The organism is Nocardia sp. NPDC003345 (assembly GCF_053589395.1).
Window position 1 is genome coordinate 1 of the sequence record NZ_JBSFRU010000121.1, and the last position, 16,556, is coordinate 16,556.

General features: G+C 67.8%; 16 protein-coding genes. 9 read left to right on the forward strand and 7 right to left on the reverse strand.

Translation table 11 applies throughout. The annotated features are described in order from the left end of the window. Window positions 1-102 precede the first annotated feature (102 nt). From ACWDU1_RS15600 to ACWDU1_RS15615, 4 genes are read right to left on the reverse strand one after another with little or no spacing between them, the layout of a single operon-like run. Window positions 103-1,398 carry an MFS transporter gene (locus ACWDU1_RS15600; RefSeq protein ID WP_449999054.1) on the reverse strand — a complete coding sequence of 432 codons (1,296 nt, stop codon included), beginning with the start codon at window positions 1,396-1,398 and terminating at the stop codon, window positions 103-105. A 32-nt stretch (window positions 1,399-1,430) separates the two neighbouring features. Continuing rightward, window positions 1,431-2,639 (reverse strand): CaiB/BaiF CoA transferase family protein, encoded by a 1,209-nt coding sequence (locus tag ACWDU1_RS15605; RefSeq protein ID WP_449999056.1) that lies wholly within the window; start codon window positions 2,637-2,639, stop codon window positions 1,431-1,433. Between the two features lie 11 nt (window positions 2,640-2,650). Further along, the gene (locus ACWDU1_RS15610; RefSeq protein WP_449999058.1) at window positions 2,651-4,111 is read right to left on the reverse strand and encodes a dihydroorotase; all 1,461 of its coding nucleotides are present in this window, start codon (window positions 4,109-4,111) and stop codon (window positions 2,651-2,653) included. 37 nt (window positions 4,112-4,148) lie between these two features. After that, window positions 4,149-5,516, reverse strand: coding sequence for an FAD-dependent oxidoreductase (locus ACWDU1_RS15615; RefSeq protein WP_449999060.1), 1,368 nt, complete (start codon window positions 5,514-5,516; stop codon window positions 4,149-4,151). A gap of 266 nt (window positions 5,517-5,782) precedes the next feature. Between ACWDU1_RS15615 and ACWDU1_RS15620 the strand changes: the two genes are divergently transcribed. The 6 genes from ACWDU1_RS15620 to ACWDU1_RS15645 all read left to right on the forward strand — a co-directional run bounded on the left by ACWDU1_RS15620 (window position 5,783) and on the right by ACWDU1_RS15645 (window position 11,295). Then, the gene (locus ACWDU1_RS15620) at window positions 5,783-6,589 is read left to right on the forward strand and encodes an IclR family transcriptional regulator (protein ID WP_449999062.1); all 807 of its coding nucleotides are present in this window, start codon (window positions 5,783-5,785) and stop codon (window positions 6,587-6,589) included. Next, window positions 6,586-7,428, forward strand: a complete 843-nt coding sequence (locus ACWDU1_RS15625; protein ID WP_449999064.1) for an HpcH/HpaI aldolase/citrate lyase family protein — start codon at window positions 6,586-6,588, stop codon at window positions 7,426-7,428. The genes ACWDU1_RS15620 and ACWDU1_RS15625 overlap by 4 nt, the downstream gene beginning before the upstream one ends. Further along, complete coding sequence (locus ACWDU1_RS15630) at window positions 7,425-8,264, forward strand: cyclase family protein (RefSeq protein ID WP_449999066.1); 840 nt, start codon at window positions 7,425-7,427, stop codon at window positions 8,262-8,264. Before ACWDU1_RS15625 ends, ACWDU1_RS15630 begins: the two co-directional genes overlap by 4 nt. Continuing rightward, a complete protein-coding gene (locus ACWDU1_RS15635) occupies window positions 8,261-9,697 on the forward strand; it encodes an MmgE/PrpD family protein (protein ID WP_449999068.1) in 1,437 nt (478 codons plus the stop codon). The genes ACWDU1_RS15630 and ACWDU1_RS15635 overlap by 4 nt, the downstream gene beginning before the upstream one ends. A gap of 393 nt (window positions 9,698-10,090) precedes the next feature. Further along, window positions 10,091-10,495, forward strand: coding sequence for a hypothetical protein (locus ACWDU1_RS15640; protein ID WP_449999069.1), 405 nt, complete (start codon window positions 10,091-10,093; stop codon window positions 10,493-10,495). A gap of 185 nt (window positions 10,496-10,680) precedes the next feature. After that, complete coding sequence (locus ACWDU1_RS15645; protein WP_449999071.1) at window positions 10,681-11,295, forward strand: hypothetical protein; 615 nt, start codon at window positions 10,681-10,683, stop codon at window positions 11,293-11,295. A 388-nt stretch (window positions 11,296-11,683) separates the two neighbouring features. On the opposite strand, the gene ACWDU1_RS15650 is transcribed toward ACWDU1_RS15645, so the two are convergent. Then, window positions 11,684-11,977 carry a hypothetical protein gene (locus ACWDU1_RS15650; RefSeq protein WP_449999073.1) on the reverse strand — a complete coding sequence of 98 codons (294 nt, stop codon included), beginning with the start codon at window positions 11,975-11,977 and terminating at the stop codon, window positions 11,684-11,686. A 70-nt stretch (window positions 11,978-12,047) separates the two neighbouring features. On the opposite strand from ACWDU1_RS15650, the gene ACWDU1_RS15655 reads away from it, so the two are divergent. Next, the gene (locus tag ACWDU1_RS15655) at window positions 12,048-12,578 is read left to right on the forward strand and encodes a DUF234 domain-containing protein (protein ID WP_449999075.1); all 531 of its coding nucleotides are present in this window, start codon (window positions 12,048-12,050) and stop codon (window positions 12,576-12,578) included. Between the two features lie 52 nt (window positions 12,579-12,630). On the opposite strand, the gene ACWDU1_RS15660 is transcribed toward ACWDU1_RS15655, so the two are convergent. Beyond that, entirely contained in the window at window positions 12,631-13,275 is a 645-nt protein-coding gene (locus ACWDU1_RS15660; RefSeq protein ID WP_449999077.1) for a TetR/AcrR family transcriptional regulator, read from the reverse strand. An 86-nt stretch (window positions 13,276-13,361) separates the two neighbouring features. On the opposite strand from ACWDU1_RS15660, the gene ACWDU1_RS15665 reads away from it, so the two are divergent. Continuing rightward, window positions 13,362-14,498 carry an epoxide hydrolase family protein gene (locus ACWDU1_RS15665; RefSeq protein ID WP_449999078.1) on the forward strand — a complete coding sequence of 379 codons (1,137 nt, stop codon included), beginning with the start codon at window positions 13,362-13,364 and terminating at the stop codon, window positions 14,496-14,498. A gap of 87 nt (window positions 14,499-14,585) precedes the next feature. On the opposite strand, the gene ACWDU1_RS15670 is transcribed toward ACWDU1_RS15665, so the two are convergent. After that, window positions 14,586-15,413: an alpha/beta fold hydrolase gene (locus tag ACWDU1_RS15670; RefSeq protein ID WP_449999080.1), complete on the reverse strand. Its 828-nt coding sequence runs from the start codon at window positions 15,411-15,413 to the stop codon at window positions 14,586-14,588. Between the two features lie 266 nt (window positions 15,414-15,679). Between ACWDU1_RS15670 and ACWDU1_RS15675 the strand changes: the two genes are divergently transcribed. Then, window positions 15,680-16,474 carry an LLM class F420-dependent oxidoreductase gene (locus ACWDU1_RS15675; protein WP_449999082.1) on the forward strand — a complete coding sequence of 265 codons (795 nt, stop codon included), beginning with the start codon at window positions 15,680-15,682 and terminating at the stop codon, window positions 16,472-16,474. Window positions 16,475-16,556: the final 82 nt, after the last annotated feature.

Genomic DNA, 16,556 nt, shown 5'->3' on the forward strand with positions numbered 1-16,556 from the left:
GGGAGGGGTTTACGGGAGCGACGCCGGAGCCGGGTGGCCGCGCGATCCCTCATCGGTCGCGCGGCCGTATCGGCCGGTACGTGATCGACGCACCGGGCGGGATCATTTCGCCGGTGTGAGCTCACCTTCCGGCTCACCGGTCGCCAGGGCGGCGCGCTCGGGTTCCTTGGTAAAGAGCAGCATGGCGGCCGCGCCGATCAGGCACAGCACCGTCATGACGATGAACCCGCCGTTATAGGTGCCGGTGCGGCCGACGATGAAACCCATCACCGACGGCGCGATGATGCCGGAGAGGGCGAAGCAGGCGTCGGCGAAACCGGCCGCGGTACCGGGCTGGGTGGGCGCGGCGTCGATCGAGGCCACCCACCAGATGCCGCCGGTGACGAAACCGAAGCCGACACCGGCCGAGATGCAGATCAGCGCGACCGTGAGATTGCCGGGGACGAACAGGATCGGGATGATCGAGGCGCCCGCGAGCAGCAGTGCCACGCCGATGATGACGAACCGCGAGCGGATGCTCTGGGTCTTCTTGTACACCCGGTCGACCAGGATGCCGCCGAGCAGCGCGCCGACCACACCGGCCGCCCACGGCGCCACCGAGAATCCGCCGACCTCCTTGATGGAGAGTCCGAATTCGTGTTCCAGGTACTGCGGCAGCCAGTACATGAACGCCCAGAACATGAAGCCCCAGGCGAAATAGCCCAGGCCCACCAGCCACAGGTTGCGGTTGCGCAGGATCTCGCCCCAGTCGACCTTCGATTCGTGGCCGCTGTCCTCACCGTCGGCCTGCCCGGCCTTGATGTAGTCCAGTTCTTCCTTCGTGACGAAGGACGCTTCGCTCGGGGAGTTCTTCAGGAACGGGTAGGCCAGTACGACCCAGGCGATCCCGGCGACCGCCAGCACCCAGAACATGCCCTTCCAGCCGGTCAGCGCGATCAGCTGGGTGAGGATCGGACCGCCGATGAGCAGGCTGCCCGAGACCGCGACACCGCCGATGAGGGCGAGCGCCTTACCGCGTTCGTGGACGGGTAGCCAGCGGCTGGCGACGCGCGTCGCGGCCGGGAAGCACGGGGCCTCACCGGCTCCGAGGACGATACGCAGCAGGATCAGGCCGATGAATCCGCCCGCGAACGGGGTCAGCGCGGTGGCCGCGGCCCAGATGAACATCCCGGCGATGAGCACCTTGCGGGAACCGTACCGGTCGACCAGCGGCCCCGAGAGCAGCGCGAACAGCATATAGCCGATCGAGAACGCGGAGCTGATGATGCCGTATTGCCCGGGAGTGATCCCGAATTCGGCCTTCAGATCGGTGGCCGCGAACGAGATCGCACTGCGATCGACATAATTCACCACCACCAGGCCCAGAATGATGGCGATTGTCCACCAACGCGATTTCATAGGGTACTCCTCGGATGAAACAGATCGCGGGGTCAGATGACCCCGCGGGCCCGCAGGTCGTCGATGTCCTCGGGGCTGCGCCCGAGGCCGGTGAGGACCTTGTCGGTATCGGCACCGGCGGGTCTACCGGTGTGACGGATCGCACCGGGGGATCGGGTCATGCGCCACATGACGTTCTGCATGCGCATGGGGCCGAGGTCGTCGTCGTCGACAGTGGTGACCATGTCGGTGGCGACGACCTGCGGGTCGGTGAGCAGATCGCTCGGCTTGTAGACCGGCGCCACGGCGGCGCCGGCTTCTTCGAAAACGCCGGTCACCTCGTCGCGGGTGCGTTCGGCGATCCACCCGCCCACGTACTCGTCGAGGAGGTCGGCGTGCTCGGCGCGGGTGCGGCCGCTGGCGAACCAGTCCTCGTCGATCACCTCGGGATGCCCGACGATCTGCATCACGCGTTCGGCGATGGCCTGGGCGCTGGTGGAGATCGCGAGCCAGTGCTCGTCCTTGGTGCGGTACAGATTGCGCGGGGCGTTGTTCTGCGAACGGTTGCCCGTCCGCTGCTGGTCGATGCCGAGCTGGTCGGCGTAGATCACTCCGGGGCCGACAGCGGTCATGATCGGGGTGAGCAGATCGAGGTCGACCTCCTGGCCCGTGCCGCCGTTGCGTTCCCGCTCGAACAGCGCCATCGAGATCGCCGACGAGCCGGCGACACCGGCGATGGAATCGGCGAGTCCGAAGGCGGGCAGGGTGGGCGGTCCGTCGGGCTGGCCGGTGAGATGGGCGAATCCGCTCATCGATTCCACCAGGGTGCCGAACGCGGGCCGTTTCGAGTACGGACCGTGCTGGCCGAAACCGGTGACCCGCAGCATGATCAGCCCCGGATTGCGTTCGGCGAGTTCGGCGTAGGACAGGCCCCAGCGTTCGAAGGTGCCCGGCCGGAAGTTCTCCACGATCACATCGGCCTCGGCGGCGAGATCACGGAAGATCGCCTGACCGTCGGGTGTGCCCAGGTTCAGCGTGAGGGTCTGCTTGTTCCGGCTGACCATCTTCCACCACAGCGGGACACCGTCCTTCTCGAGACCGTGCCCGCGCATCCCGTCCGGTTTCTGCGGATGCTCGATCTTGATGACCTCGGCGCCGAAATCACCCAGGATCTGCGCGGTGAGCGGACCGGCCAGGATGGTGGAGGCGTCGAGGACCTTGATTCCCCGGAGTGGCCCGGTGGGCTGCGACTCGTCGTTCAACTGCGCACTCCTCAGTACGGACGCGAGATGTAGCGGCCGGTGGGCTCGCCGGTGACGACCCCGTCGGCCAGCACCCGGTTGCCGCGCACGAAGGTGTCGGTGACCGCGGCGGTCAGCTCGAAGCCTTCGAACGGCGTGTATTCCTGGGTGGATTCGGAATCGGCGGCCCGCACGGTCCAGGTGCGGTCGGGGTCGACGATCGCGATATCGGCGTCGACGCCCTCGGCCAGCCGGCCCTTACCGGGCAGGCCGTAGCGGTCGGCCGGGTTGGTCGCGATGAGCTGCCCGATCCGGCGCAGCGACAGTCCGCGCTTGCGGCCCTCGGTGACCAGTCCGGACAGCAGGTATTCGGTGCCGCCGAACCCGGACTTCGCGGCGAACACATCGTCGCGGTCCTCGCCGAACTTCACCTCGTCCTTGCAGCAGGCGTGGTCGGAGACGACCCAGTCGATATTGCCGGCGAGCAGGTGCTCCCACAGCGCCTCGACGTCCTCGCGCGGGCGGATGGGCGGATTCACCTTGGCGCCCAGCCCGTTCGCGTTGTCGATATCGGTGAGCAGATGGCCGATGGTGACCTCGCGGCGGAAGTTCACATGCGGGAACGCCTCGGCCATCTTCATGGCGGCCTTCAGCGCCTTGGCCGAACTCAGGTGCAGCAGGTTGATATTCGGCAGGCCGGTCTCGTCTGCGAGGAAGGAGGCGATGGTGACGGCCAGGCCCTCGGAATGCTGCGGGCGCGACGCGCTGTAGGCGGCGAGGCCGCTGAGCTTGCCCTCCTGCTCGACGATCTTGGTGTAGGCGCTCATGATCTCGGCGGTCTCACAGTGCAGCGACAGCGAGATGTGCTCGGCCAGTTCGGGGAATTGCTCCCGGGCCTTCTGGACGCCGCGCATGACGAATTCGAAATGCGCGATGTCGTAGCGCTCGTCCTCCGGGATCATCAGGAAATCGCTCTGCGAGGTGGAGCGGCCGTGCAGCCCGTGGCTGCCGTAGAACATGAAGATCTTGAACGAGGTCACGCCCTGATCGGCGGCCAGCGCGGGGATCTCGCCGATATGTTCCTTCGACATCGGCGCGAGATGGAACGCGTAGTCGATGTAGCTGCGGCCCGCCGAGGCGTCCAGCACCTCGGGGAAGAAATCGGCGTACGGGCCGCCCTTGTTCAGGTAGTACTGCCCGGTACGCATATAGGTGAGCGCGGTGGTCACGCCGCCCTGGGCGCTGGCGCGGGATTCGGTCTGCGTGTCCTCGGCCAGCGGGTTGTAGATACCCCAGTGCTGATGCGCGTCGACCACGCCGGGGAAGACCAGCTTGCCGGTCGCGTCGACGATCTCGGCGTCGTCGGCGCTCAGATCGGGGCCGATGGCCGCGATCTTGCCGTCCACGATGAGGATATCGGCGGTCTCGCCCTCTTCGGGGGCCGCGTTCTCGGTGCGGACGACGGTGCCGTTCTTGATCAGATAGCTGGTCATTGTCTTCTCCTGGCGAATAACTGGATAGATGTGCTGGTCAGGCGGGGACGGGACTCATCACGTGTTCGGCGGCGAGGAATGCCAGGCCGAGCGCGGTGACGAGGCCGTTGCCGGCGAGGTAACCGCCGGCCCCGTGACCGGAGATACCGATGGCCGCGCCGCCCGATGCGTAGAGCCCCGGAATGGGCGCTCCGGCGGCGAGAACGCGGGCGTGTTCGTCGACGACGAGCCCGCCCTGGGTGTGGAACAGGGCCGGGGTGATCGCGATCGCGATATACGGCTCCGACAGCGGATGGCGTTCGTCGGTGCGGCCCTGGCGGTCGGGTTCCGAACCCTCGCCCGCGCGACGGGCGGCGGCGAGTTCGTCCTCGAGCGCGTCGGGCTGGACGCCGATGAGTTCGGCCAGCCCGCGTGCGGTCGCGGCGCGGATCAGCGAACCGCTCTCGGCGACCGCGCGGAAATCGTCGAATACCGAGCACAGCTGTTCGATGTGCTCGTCGATCACGATCCAGCCGGTGCCGCCGGGGCGGGCGGCGAGGATGGCCGCGAATTCGGAGTAGCCGGTGGTCTCGGGGGCGAAGCGGCGGCCGGTGCCGTCGACGATCACGCCGCCGTGCACGACGGTGGCCCAGCCGATCAGCGTCTGGCTGCGCGCGGACAGCGCCGCGTGCCCCTGGTAGGCGTCGAGATAGCCGGTGTCCGCGCCCAGGTCACGGCCGATGCGCAGGGCGTCGCCGCGGCTGTACCGACCGCCGTGATAGTGCGCGCCGGCGATCTCCGGCATCCATTCGCGGACGAGATCGGTATCGGCGCCGAAGCCGTTGGTCGCGAGCAGGACGGCGCGCGTGGTGAGCTGTTCGGCGTTTCCGTCGGGGGTCGCGATCTCCACCCCGGAGATCCGGCCGTCGGTGGTGTGCACAGCGCGCAGGCTCATCGGGGCGATGAGTTCGATATTCGGATGCGCCCGGACCCGGTCCACGAGGTGGCGCAGCAGTTTGGAGCCGTGCCGGCCTGGGATGGTGTGGCAGCGGTCGGCGCTGTGCCCGGGGTAGCGGAAATCGGTGACCAGTTCCAGCTCGAGTTCCTGGGCGTCGGCGAGCCAGGTGACCAGGGCCGCGCTCGACTCGGCCAGGGCGCGGGCGACGCGCCGATCGGCGGTGCCGCCGGTTTTGCGCTCGATATCGGCGAGGAAGCGTTCCGGATCGTCCGATACCCCGGCGGCCTGCTGCCAGCGAGTTCCGGCGGCCGGGATCATCGCGGTGCACATCGAGGTGTTGTTACCGCGCTGGAAATGCTCGTCGGCATCGATCACGAGCACGCTCGCGCCGAGTTCGGCGGCGCGCAGCGCGGCGACGAGCCCGCCGCCGGCGCCGGCGATGACGAGATCGAAATCCGGACCGTCCACGCTTCCTCCTATCGTGTTCCGTCCAGCGGAACGCAAGAATGTGGTCCCCTGCACTATGCACGTTTGACAATCTGGGCACAAGTGCCTGTAGAAACGATTAACGCCGCAGAAACTCGAATCAAGCCCGCTAAGGTGCCTGGACAATTGTTTCGCTAAGCGGTACAACTTGTTCAGTTGTTGAGCGTCAACCGGCGGGTCGCGCCGGGGCGACCGCCCGTGCTGTTGTTGACCGGACAACGAAATGACCCCGCCAGAACGGAGCCACGATGGAGTCCTCCAGTGGAGGCACCACAGCTGCCGCGCGGGCAGCCGATGTGCTGCTCGAGTTCGGCCGCCGCTCGAGCGCGCTCGGCGTCTCCGAGATCGCCCGCTCGACCGGTATGTCGAAGGCGGTGGCACACCGCATCCTGACGACCTTCGTCGACTGCGGACTCCTGCTCTACGAGCCCTCGACCAGGCGATATCTGCTCGGTCCGGCGGCCGCGACCCTGGGCGCGCGCGCCCTGGACGTATCCCCGCTGCGGCGAGCGGCCCGCGAGGCCCTGGTGGACCTGCAACGCGCCACGGGTGAGACGGCGACCGTCACCGGTCGCATACCGGGCGGTCGCGTTTATCTCGACCAGGTCGAGAGTACGCAGGAGATAAAAATGACCGTCGAACTGGGTCGCCGGTTCGAACTACACAGCGGCTCGTCGGGGCGCATCATCGCCGCGCACCTGTCCGAGGAGGAACAGGACGACCTCCTGTCCCGTCCGCTGCCCCGGTTGACCGGCACCACCATCGTCGACCCCGCGCGGTTGCGCGCGGCGCTGCGCGAAGCGCGCGAACGCGGTGTGTGCCGGTCCACCGGGGAACGCCAGGAGGGCGCCGGTTCCATGGCCGCGCCGGTGTTCGGCGCCGACGGCTCGGTGATCGGATCGGTCTCGGTCTGCGGACCCAGCTACCGCATGACCGCCGAAGCCTGCGATCGGCACGAGGCCGCGCTCGTGGAGGCGGCGCGCCGGGTATCGCGGGCCATGGGTCATCGCACCTCCGACGCCACGGCCGATATTCCGGCGGTGAGCACCCCGTGACCCCGCGCAGCTGGCTGTATGTCCCAGGTCATCGTGACGACCGGATCGGCAAGGCGATCGACAGCGCCGCCGATGCCGTGGTGATCGACCTCGAGGACGCGGTCCCCGTGGGCGCCAAGGACCGGGCGCTGGCCAACGCGCTCGACGCGCTCCGGCAGGCGCCGGCCGCGAAGCCGATCTGGCTGCGGCTCAACGCCGTCGGTACGGAATGGCTCGACAACGAGACCGCGGCGCTGGCCGCGAGCGGAATCCGGCCGGCCGGGGTCCGCTTGCCCAAGGCCGACGACCCCGCCGCGGTCGCCGCGACCGCGGACCGGCTCGGCTGCGCCGTCCACGCCATCATCGAATCCGCCGCCGGGCTGCTCGCGGCGCCGCAGATCGCGCGCTGCCATCCGCGGGTCACCGGAATCGCGCTGGGTGAGGCCGATCTGGCCGCCGATATGCGCACCGAGGCCGGTGGTCTGGAATGGGCGCGCGGCTGGCTCGTCACCGCCGCCCGCGCCGCCGGGCTGGCTTCCCCGGTGCAGAGCGTCTGGACCGCCGTCGACGACCCGGAAGGTCTGGCCCGCACCTCGCGCGCCGGGCGCGCCCAGGGTTTCTTCGGCCGTTCCGTCATCCACCCGAATCAGATCGACATCGTCAATCAGGCCTATACGCCGTCACCGGAAGACCAGGACCGCGCCCAGCGGATTGTGGATCTCGCCGCCGCCGCACTGGCGGCCGGTGAATCCGCGGTGCTCGACGAATCCGGCAGGTTCATCGATCCCGCCGTCGTCGCGAATGCCCGCGTGGTCCTGGACCGGGCGCAGGCCACCGCAGCACGAGGAGTGAGAGCATGACCGAAACATCCGTCGCCGTGTCGCCCGACGCGTTGCTGAACGCCGTGATGGGCGGCGACCTCGACACCGTCGAGCTCGGGCATCCGTACACCACCGGGATGCCCTGTTCGCCCAACCATCCCGGTTTCCGGATGACCCTCATCCGCCGCCACGGCGATATGGTCCGTCCCGACGGCGGTTCGGCCTCCAACGAGATCATCGTGACCGGTGGTCACGTCGGCACCCATGTCGACGCGCTGTCCCATGTCAGCCACTGCGGCAAACTGCACGGCGATATCGACGCCGAGGAGGCGCAGCGCGGCGGCCGGCACTCCTCCCACGGCGCCGAGAACATTCCGTTCATGCTGCGCCGCGGGCTGCTGCTGGATGTGCCCAAGGTGCGCGGCGTCGACGTCCTCGAGGCCGGTACCGCGATCACCGAACAGGATCTGCGCGCTGCCGCCGACGCCGCCGGGGTGACCCCGCGCCGCGGCGACGTGGTGCTCATCCGCACCGGCTGGGCCCGCCACTTCGACGACGCCCAGCGCTATCTGGGCCAGCAGGACGGGGTTCCGGGCGCCGATGTGAGCGCCGGGCAGTGGCTGGCCGATGCGGGAATCGTGGCGGCCGGCGCGGATACCACCGCCTTCGAACACATTCCGGCCGGTAAGGGGCACAGCGTCCTGCCGGTGCACCGGGTCCTGCTGGTGGAGAACGGTATCCACATCATCGAACACCTGAATCTGGAGGCCGCCTCCGAACGCGGCCTCACCGAATTCACCTTCGTCATGGCGCCGCTGCGCATCGTCGGCGGCACCGGATCGCCCGTCCGTCCCGTCGCGGTGGTGGCCTCGTGACCGCCGCCACCACTCGTCACGACCTGGAGGGCACGGTCGTCGGCCGCCTCGCCGCGCTGGCCGGCCGGGTCCGCGCCGAGGGATTGTCCGCCGACCTGCGCAAGGATGTGGCGCGCCGTGTCCTCGACGTACTCGGCAACTCCCTCGCCGCCCACGGCCAGCCGTCCGCGCGCGCGGTCACCGCGGTCGCGCGGGAATGGGCCGGAGCCCCCGCCGCCACCGGAATCGGCACCGGCGAACGCTTCCCGGCCGCGACCGCCGCCCTGGTCAACGGGACCCTCGCGCATTCGATGGATTCCGACGACACCCACCTCCCGTCGGTGCTGCACCCGTCGGCGTCGGTGATCCCGGCCGCGCTGGCCGTCGGAGAGGCGACCGGTGCGTCCGGACCCGCCGTCCTGGACGCCGCCGGCATGGGCATCGAGATCGCGGTCCGTCTCGGTATGGGCGGCTACGACGAAGAACTCGGCAATTCCGAATTCTTCGAACGCGGCCAGCACGCCACCTCCATCTGCGGGGCGGTCGGCTCGGCCGCTGCCGCGGCGATGCTCTACGGCCTCGATCCCGAAGGTATCGCCGACGCGATGGGTATCGCCGCCAGTTTCGGCGCCGGGCTGCTCGAGGCCAACCGCACCGGCGGCACCGTCAAACGCGCGCACTGCGGCTGGGCCGCGCACTCCGGTGTCACCGCCGCGCAGTTCGCCAAGCACGGGCTCACCGGCCCGCCCACGGTGATCGAGGGCCGGTTCGGTTTCCTGCACGCCTTCTGCGGCGACCGCGCCGATGTGGACAAGGTCGTCGACCGCCTCGGTGAGCACTGGGAACTCCCGGGCATCTTCTTCAAGCCCTACCCCTGCAACCACTTCACCCACGCCGGTATCGACGCCGCCCGTGCCCTGCGGGCTGGTGGACTCGACCCTGCCGACATCACCGAGATCGACGTCGGAGTGCCGAAACCGGTACTACGCACCATCGCCGAACCCCCGGCCGCGAAGGCCGCCCCCGAATCGGGTTACCACGCCGCCTTCTCGGGCCCGTTCACCGTGGCCCGGGCCCTCCTCGGCGGGTCGGGGCTCGGGGTGGGCCACGCCGATTTCACCGACGAGGCGGCGAAGGACCCACGCACCCTGGAACTCGCCCGCTTGGTCACCAGCCACGCCGACGACCGCTGCGATGAGATCTACCCGCACCAGTTCCCGGCTGTCCTGCGCGTGCGCACCCGCGACGGCTCCTGGCACGAAGCCCGTATCGACCACAACCGCGGCGGCCCCGCCAACCCGCTCTCCGACGCCGAACTCACTCAGAAGTTCGACCTCAACGTCGAGCATCGGTTGTCACCCGAGGCCGCGCGCTTGGTAGCCGCCCGGACCCTCGATCTTCCGACGGCCACGTCCCTCGACACCCTGATGGAGGCCGTCCGCGGCGAGCGGTGACCGCCCGGGGACCCGTGCCGCACCGGCCTGGTCCCCGAACCGTCGGGCTTCAGATAGCGCTTTCGGTCGGCTCGCCCCCCTGGGACAGAACTGGCCGGTCCGGCATCGGTTCAGCCGGTGGTGAAGCAGTCCAGCAGGCACTTGGAACGGTGATTCGCTGAGCTATGGAACCGATCGGTGTTCTTCGCGTCCAACCTGATGAAATACCGAATATTTCATCGACCGTGGGGCCGAGCGGCTGGCAAAGTACGCGACGAACATCGGGACGGTCACGGGTAGCGTGCCGGCGGCCTTGATGACCGCGTGTGTCGCGTTGCCCGCCGACGGGGCGAGATTGCGAGTGGCTGGGAGGCCGGGGTGAGTGGGACGGAATGGGAGATGTTTTGCTCGGAGGTGTACGCCATCGCCGAGCGTTACACCATCCAGACGTATTCGTATCCCGGCACCCTGCTGCTCTCAGGCGATTCCTTGTCTACGGAAGCCCAAGCGCGCGGAACCAATCCACATATCGTCCTGGTGGATATGGGCGACGCCTCGGTGCGTATCGAAACGGGCTGGTGTATCCGAGCCATCGGCGACTACGAGATCCAATTCGAGGACAGGCCCTCCCATGCGGCCGAGGCGGTCGAGGCGATCATTCTCGGGGGCGCCGAGGAGTATGTGCTCACCGATGACGACGACCGGTGGGTGGCGTTCGGATGGTGTATCCGGTCCGAGACTTATTCGATGTCGCAACCCCCGCACATCGCCTCGGGACGAAAAGCGGTTCGCCGGCTCCTGCCGTGGCGGTCGGCATGACCTCGTGGACCGGCCGCGATACCGATCCGACGACGCCGCGCTGACGGCTCGGACTACACCAGCTGCCGCAGTGGGCATTCGGCCGCAGACGGTCTACATTCCATCCTGTGGCCGCGGCTGCTGCGCCCGTGAGGGTCCGGGGCGGAGGCAGGGGGCGCGGTAGTCGTCGGAGGGGAAGGATGTCCGTGAACGTGATCAGTACGTTGGTAACGGCAGCGGCGGCGCTCATAGGCGTGCTCGTCGGCGGTTGGATCACCATCCGCAATCAAGATCGGCAGTGGCAGCGCGAACATGCCCGGCAGTGGCGAGACATTCGACTGGCGACCTACACCGAGTTCGTATCCGCGTACCGCGAGTACGTCGCATTTGCGCTCGAACCAACTGCGAATATTGTGGTGCGGCCGCACCCTCGAGTTCCTGAGCTGATGCCTTTCTTCGACGGAGCAGGACGTCCGTACAAGGAGCGGCTGGAAGCTGCGATGGCGTCGATGCGACTCGTTTGTGAGTCGGATGCGAGCAGACTCGCTTCGTCGAGAGTTGTCTCAGCCGTTCGCCAGATCGCGGCTGCGCGGTCTGCGACCTCCGCGGATGCTGTAGATCCCGCGCTATTCGCCGAGCTCTACGCTGCGCAGTACGAGTTCATCAACACCGCTCGCGCTGAGGTCGGCCTCACGGCGCTCACCAGTAATCCGCTGTTGACAGGCGAATCCAGCTCGAACGGGTTCCCTGCATCCAGCGAAGTGCCGGAGGGCACCGGCCAGGAAAACATCGCTCCAGGCCGGCCCTCTCCCGCGCAATGAGGCCCCACCGGGAAGTATGTGCTCGCGACTGATGCCTTGGTCGATCATCAGGTTCACAAAATGACGGCATCGACTCCGGCATTCCGGGCCTGTTCGAATACCGGTAGAACGGACTCTTCTTCGGGCTACACCACGCGATAGCGGAGATGCCTTGCGAGGTGGAGCGCCTGCGCCCGGTCCATCCAGGCGCCCTCTCCGGGGCCTCCTCCCTCGACACCCTGATGGAGGCCGTGCGCGGGGTGCGGTGACCGTTCGGGGACCGCAGCCGCCCCGGCCCGGTCCCCCGGGTAGCCGGGATCGGCGTCGGTTCTGCCGCTTTCGGGCCAGAAAACTGCCCAGAACAGAACACCGAGCGGAATACCGGCCGCCACGATCAAGCCGAAGGTGATCACCGCGAAGCCCCCGCAGAGTGCCATCTGGCGAAAGAAAGCCGGGGCAGCACGGTTTCGACATCGGCGACATCCATCACCCGGTTCAGTTCCACCGGCCCGAGATGATCCGGCGACGGCAGGATGACCGCATCGACCCCGGCATTCCGGGCCTGCTCGGATACCGGCAGAACAGAACTCTCGTTTGGCCACACCACGCGGTAGCCAAGCTGTTTCGCGAGCCGAAGCAGCTGCGCTCGGTCCCATTCGGGCGAGCTGCCGGCGTCGTAATCTATCCACCCTTTCGGGCTCATCGGCCGCGCGGCCGGGGATCTGCCTCCTACTTCGCTCACCCGATCGCTCGGTCTTCTCACCGAGCGGCGCATGGTTGCGGCCGAGCGGCCCCTGTCACTGCGGCCGAGCCGGGACACTCGCTATCGCATCGAGGACCCTTACCTGAGGTTCTGGCTGTACTTTCTCGGTCCCGGCATGCCCGCAATCGAACGGGGGCGCGGCGACCGGGTACTCGAATCGATCCGGGCGAGCTGGACATCCTGGCGGCGCCGGGCAGTAGAACCGGTGATCCGGGAAGCGTTGTGGCGGGCAGCGGATAGGTACCTGCCCGAGGGGACAGGGACGATCGGCGGTTATTGGACGCGGACGAACAATCCAGAGGTCGATATCGTCGCCGCCGATCGCGGCCCGATCGCCAAGAGAATCACCTGTGTGGGTTCGGTGAAATGGCTGGAGAAGGAGCCGTTCGATCATCGCGATCTGGCGGCTCTCATCGGCCACCGTTCGCAGGTGCCGGGCGCGGATGCCGATACCCCGATGCTGGCGGTCGCTCGCGCGGGCGGGACCGTGGAGGGGGTGCGAGTACTCGCACCGGAAGAGCTTCTCCACGCCTGGTCCTGAATACAAGCCTCGTTGCCGCAGGTCTCGGCGCGGTGGTTATCGCGATCGCGGATCACTGCCGCCGCCAGCGCCAGGCGAATTCGTCGGGGGCCGGGGGTGGGCCGGGGAGGTCGCCGTCGGCGGACAGTCCGGCCACCAGGAGTGCGAGGATTCGCCGGCGCAGCTGCGTGGTTCGTTCCGGATCCGGCAGGGTGATCGCCGCGCACGATTCGAGGACGAGGCCGATGTCGTGAACGTTGACGTCGGGGCGTAGGCGGCCGCCGGCGTGTGCGCGCCGCACCAGTTCCGCGGTGACCTCGCTCGAATGGGCGACCTCGGGGCGGATCGACTCGTCGGGGGTGAAGGTGCCGGCCAGATGCACGGTCAGCGAGTGCACATCGGTGTCGACGACGCGCCGCAGGAAGCCGATCAGTCCCTCCCAGCCGTCCGTTGCTTCCAATGCCGCGTCGGCTTCCGCGTTGTAGCGCTGTAACCCCTCGTGGCAGAGGGTGCGCAACAGCACCTCCTTGCTCGGGTAGCGACGGTACAGCGCGCTGATGCCGACTCCGGCGCGTTCCGCGACGGCGGCGATCGGCGCGGTGGCGTCGGCGAGGAACACCGCGCGGGCGGCTTCCAGGATGATCCCGTCGTTCTGGGCGGCCTGCGCCTTCCGGCCGGGCAGGCCCTTGGGTTCCGGGCGATCGGATGACTTCGGCATGGCTCGACACTACCAGTTGAAACGGAATGATCCGTTCTGTTAAGCTTCAATCAGAACGAACCATTCCGTTCCAAAAGGAGTTCATTGTGAGCGACATCCGCCCCTTCCGCATCGACGTCCCCCAGACCCGGTTGGACGATCTGGCCGACCGGCTGCGCCGCGCGATCTGGCCGAACGAGCTGAGCGGTGTCGCCGACTCGTACGGCGTTCCGAACGACCGGGTGCGCGGACTGGCCGAATACTGGCTGGAGCGGTTCGACTGGCGGGCGCTGGAGGCGAGGCTGAACGCCTATCCGCAGTTCGTCACCGAAATCGACGGCGAGGACATCCACTTCCTGCATATCGAGTCCTCGCGGGCGGACGCCCTCCCGGTGATCCTCACCCACGGCTGGCCCGGCTCGATCCTGGAACATCTCGACGTGATCGCACCGCTCACCGAACCGGAGTCGGCGGACGATCCCGCCTTCCACGTCGTCATTCCCTCGCTGCCGGGGTTCGGCTTCTCCGGACCGACCCGCAGCACCGGATGGGGTCGCGATCGCACCGCCGCGGCGTGGGTGGAGCTGATGGGCCGGCTGGGCTACGCGCGCTACGGCGCCATCGGCAACGACGGCGGTTCGATGATCTCGCCCGAGATCGGCCGGATCGATTCCGACCGTGTGGTGGGAGTCCATGTGACCCAGCTGTTCTCGTTCCCGTCGGGAGACCCGTCGGAGTTCGAGGGACTGTCCGAGGCGGATCAGGCGGCGCTGGCGCATCTGCAGTGGTTCCACGAGAACAAGATGGCGTTCAACGCCCTGCACAGTCAGCAGCCGCAGACCCTCGCCTTCGCGCTCAGCGATTCCCCGATCGGGCTGCTCGGCTGGAACGCGCAGTTGTTCGGCGAGAATCTGGACGAGGACTTCGTGATCGGCAATGTGGCGTTGTACTGGCTCACCGGCACCGCCGGTTCGTCCATCCGGTTCTACTACGAAGACGCGCACGCCGAGCAGCGGCAGACCGGCCCGACCACCACGCCGACCGCGCTGGCGATGTTCAAGGGCGATTTCCAGTCCATCCGCCGGTTCGCCGAGCGCGATCACGGCAATATCGTCAGCTGGAACTCCTACGACGTCGGCTCGGGCCGGGGCGGCGCCAACGACGCGGCGGGTCACTACGCGGCGCACGAGGTGCCCGAAGTGCTCGTCGCTGATATCCGGAACTTCTTCGCGAAGCTCGGCTGAGCGGGCACGTGGTCACGGCCCGCGCACCTGATCCGGAGCGCGGGCCGGCGGTATCACCCGTGCGCCGCGTAAGCGGCGCAACCGCGCTCAGCGGTCGAGGAATTCCAGCAGGTCGGCGTTGAAGCGGTCCTTGTCACCGGGGACCAGGGCGATACCGTGGGAGCCACCCTCGTAGACCTTCAGGGTGGCGTCGGCGATCTGTTCGGCGGACTTGCGGCCGGTGGCGTCGATGGGAACCACCTGATCGTCGTCGCCGTGCACCACCAGGGTGGGGATATCGAACTTCTTCAGGTCGTCGGTGAAATCGGTGTAGGCGAAGGCATCGACGCATTTCACGCCGGCCTCGATGCTCTCCTGCATGGCCATGAACCAGAACGCGTCACGGTTTCCCTGGGTGGCCTTGGTGCCCGATCGGTTCGCGCTGAAGAATCCTTCGGAAGTGTCCTTCCAGAATTGCGAACGTTCGGTGAGTATGCCGGATTTTATATCGTCGAATACTTTCTCCGGCACGCCTTCCGGATTGTTCTCGTTCTGGATCATCAGCGGCGGGATGGCCGACAGCAGCACCGCCGACTGCACCCGTCCGGTGCCGTGCCGGCCGATGTAGCGGGCGAGTTCACCGCCGCCCATGCTGTGCGCCACCAGCGTCACGTCGCGGAGGTCGAGGGCGGTGAGCAGGTCGTTCAGGTCGTCGGCGAAGGTGTCGAAGTCGTAACCTTCCCAGGGCTGATCCGAGCGCCCGTGGCCGCGGCGGTCGTGCGCGATGCCCCGGTACCCGTGGTCGGCGACGAACTTCATCTGATCTTCCCAGGCGTCCGCGTTCAGCGGCCAGCCGTGGATGAATACGACCGGGCGGCCGCTTCCCCAGTCCTTGTAGAAGATGTTCACGTTGTCGCGAGTCGGGCACATAGGCATAAGCGGGAGGCCTCCTTCTGTGCGTGTTCGCCGACCTGCGGCAGGTCGTGGGAACGAGACGCGCCGCCCGAAATGCTACCGACGGAAATGTCGCGGAAACGGGGTGTATTCATCTGTTACCGAATCCATGTACGACCGGAATTCCGTGACCCGGGCCCGGCGCCGCCCCGGCGTTCGGTGCCGCCGCCGTCGGCACCCGGCCGTACGGTGCCCGCACCGGTAGCCTCGGTTCCGGGAGACAACCCGACGACGAGGAGTCAAAGCAGATGAGCCGACCGGTTCGGATCGGAATCCAACTCCAGCCCCAGCACGCCCCCGATTACGGACTCATCCGCGACGCGGTGTTGCGGGCCGAGGACGCGGGCGTGGACATCGTGTTCAACTGGGATCATTTCTATCCGCTGTACGGCGACCCCGACGGCGCGCACTTCGAATGCTGGACCATGCTCGGGGCCTTCGCCGAGCAGACCGAACGGGTGGAGATCGGCGCGCTGGTGACCGGTGGCGGTTACCGCAACCCCGACCTGTTGGCGGATATGGCCCGCACGGTCGACCAGATCAGCGGCGGCCGGCTGATCCTGGGCATCGGGTCGGGCTGGTTCGAACGCGACTACGACGAGTACGGCTACGACTTCGGCACCGCCGGCGGCCGGCTGAATCTGCTGAAGGAGTACCTGCCCCGGATCACCGGCCGGCTGGCGAAACTGAATCCGCAGCCGGTCCGCGATATTCCGATCCTGATCGGCGGCGGCGGCGAGAAGAAGACGCTGCGGCTGGTGGCCGAGTACGCCGATATCTGGCACAGCTTCGGCGAACTCGATGTGTTCACCCACAAGAGCCAGGTGCTCGAAGAGCACTGTGCCCGGGTCGGTACCGATGCCAAGAAGATCGAACGGTCGGTGGCCTGGCCCGGCGCCGACGCCGCGCCGGCCTATCTGTCGGCCGGGTCGACCCTGTTCACCGTCGGTGTCAACGGCCCGGATTACGACCTGACCCAGGTCCGGGAGGCCATCGCCTGGCGGGACAAGACCAACCCGGAGCCGGTCAGCGGTATCGCCTGAGCGGGTCGCACCCCCGAGCGGCTGCGCGCGGCCGTGCGTGCGCTACTCGAATGCCACCCGAGCCGGGCGCGGGCGATGCCCG

Bases quoted from the DNA above. Each gene is read 5' to 3' on its own strand.
- ACWDU1_RS15620 (WP_449999062.1), top strand. From the start codon at position 5,783: ATGGAGTCCTCCAGTGGAGGCACCACAGCTGCCGCGCGGGCAGCCGAT.
- ACWDU1_RS15670 (WP_449999080.1), bottom strand. From the start codon at position 15,413: ATGCCTATGTGCCCGACTCGCGACAACGTGAACATCTTCTACAAGGAC.
- ACWDU1_RS15600 (WP_449999054.1), bottom strand. From the start codon at position 1,398: ATGAAATCGCGTTGGTGGACAATCGCCATCATTCTGGGCCTGGTGGTG.
- ACWDU1_RS15650 (WP_449999073.1), bottom strand. From the start codon at position 11,977: ATGAGCCCGAAAGGGTGGATAGATTACGACGCCGGCAGCTCGCCCGAA.
- ACWDU1_RS15655 (WP_449999075.1), top strand. From the start codon at position 12,048: ATGGTTGCGGCCGAGCGGCCCCTGTCACTGCGGCCGAGCCGGGACACT.
- ACWDU1_RS15675 (WP_449999082.1), top strand. From the start codon at position 15,680: ATGAGCCGACCGGTTCGGATCGGAATCCAACTCCAGCCCCAGCACGCC.
- ACWDU1_RS15660 (WP_449999077.1), bottom strand. From the start codon at position 13,275: ATGCCGAAGTCATCCGATCGCCCGGAACCCAAGGGCCTGCCCGGCCGG.
- ACWDU1_RS15610 (WP_449999058.1), bottom strand. From the start codon at position 4,111: ATGACCAGCTATCTGATCAAGAACGGCACCGTCGTCCGCACCGAGAAC.
- ACWDU1_RS15630 (WP_449999066.1), top strand. From the start codon at position 7,425: ATGACCGAAACATCCGTCGCCGTGTCGCCCGACGCGTTGCTGAACGCC.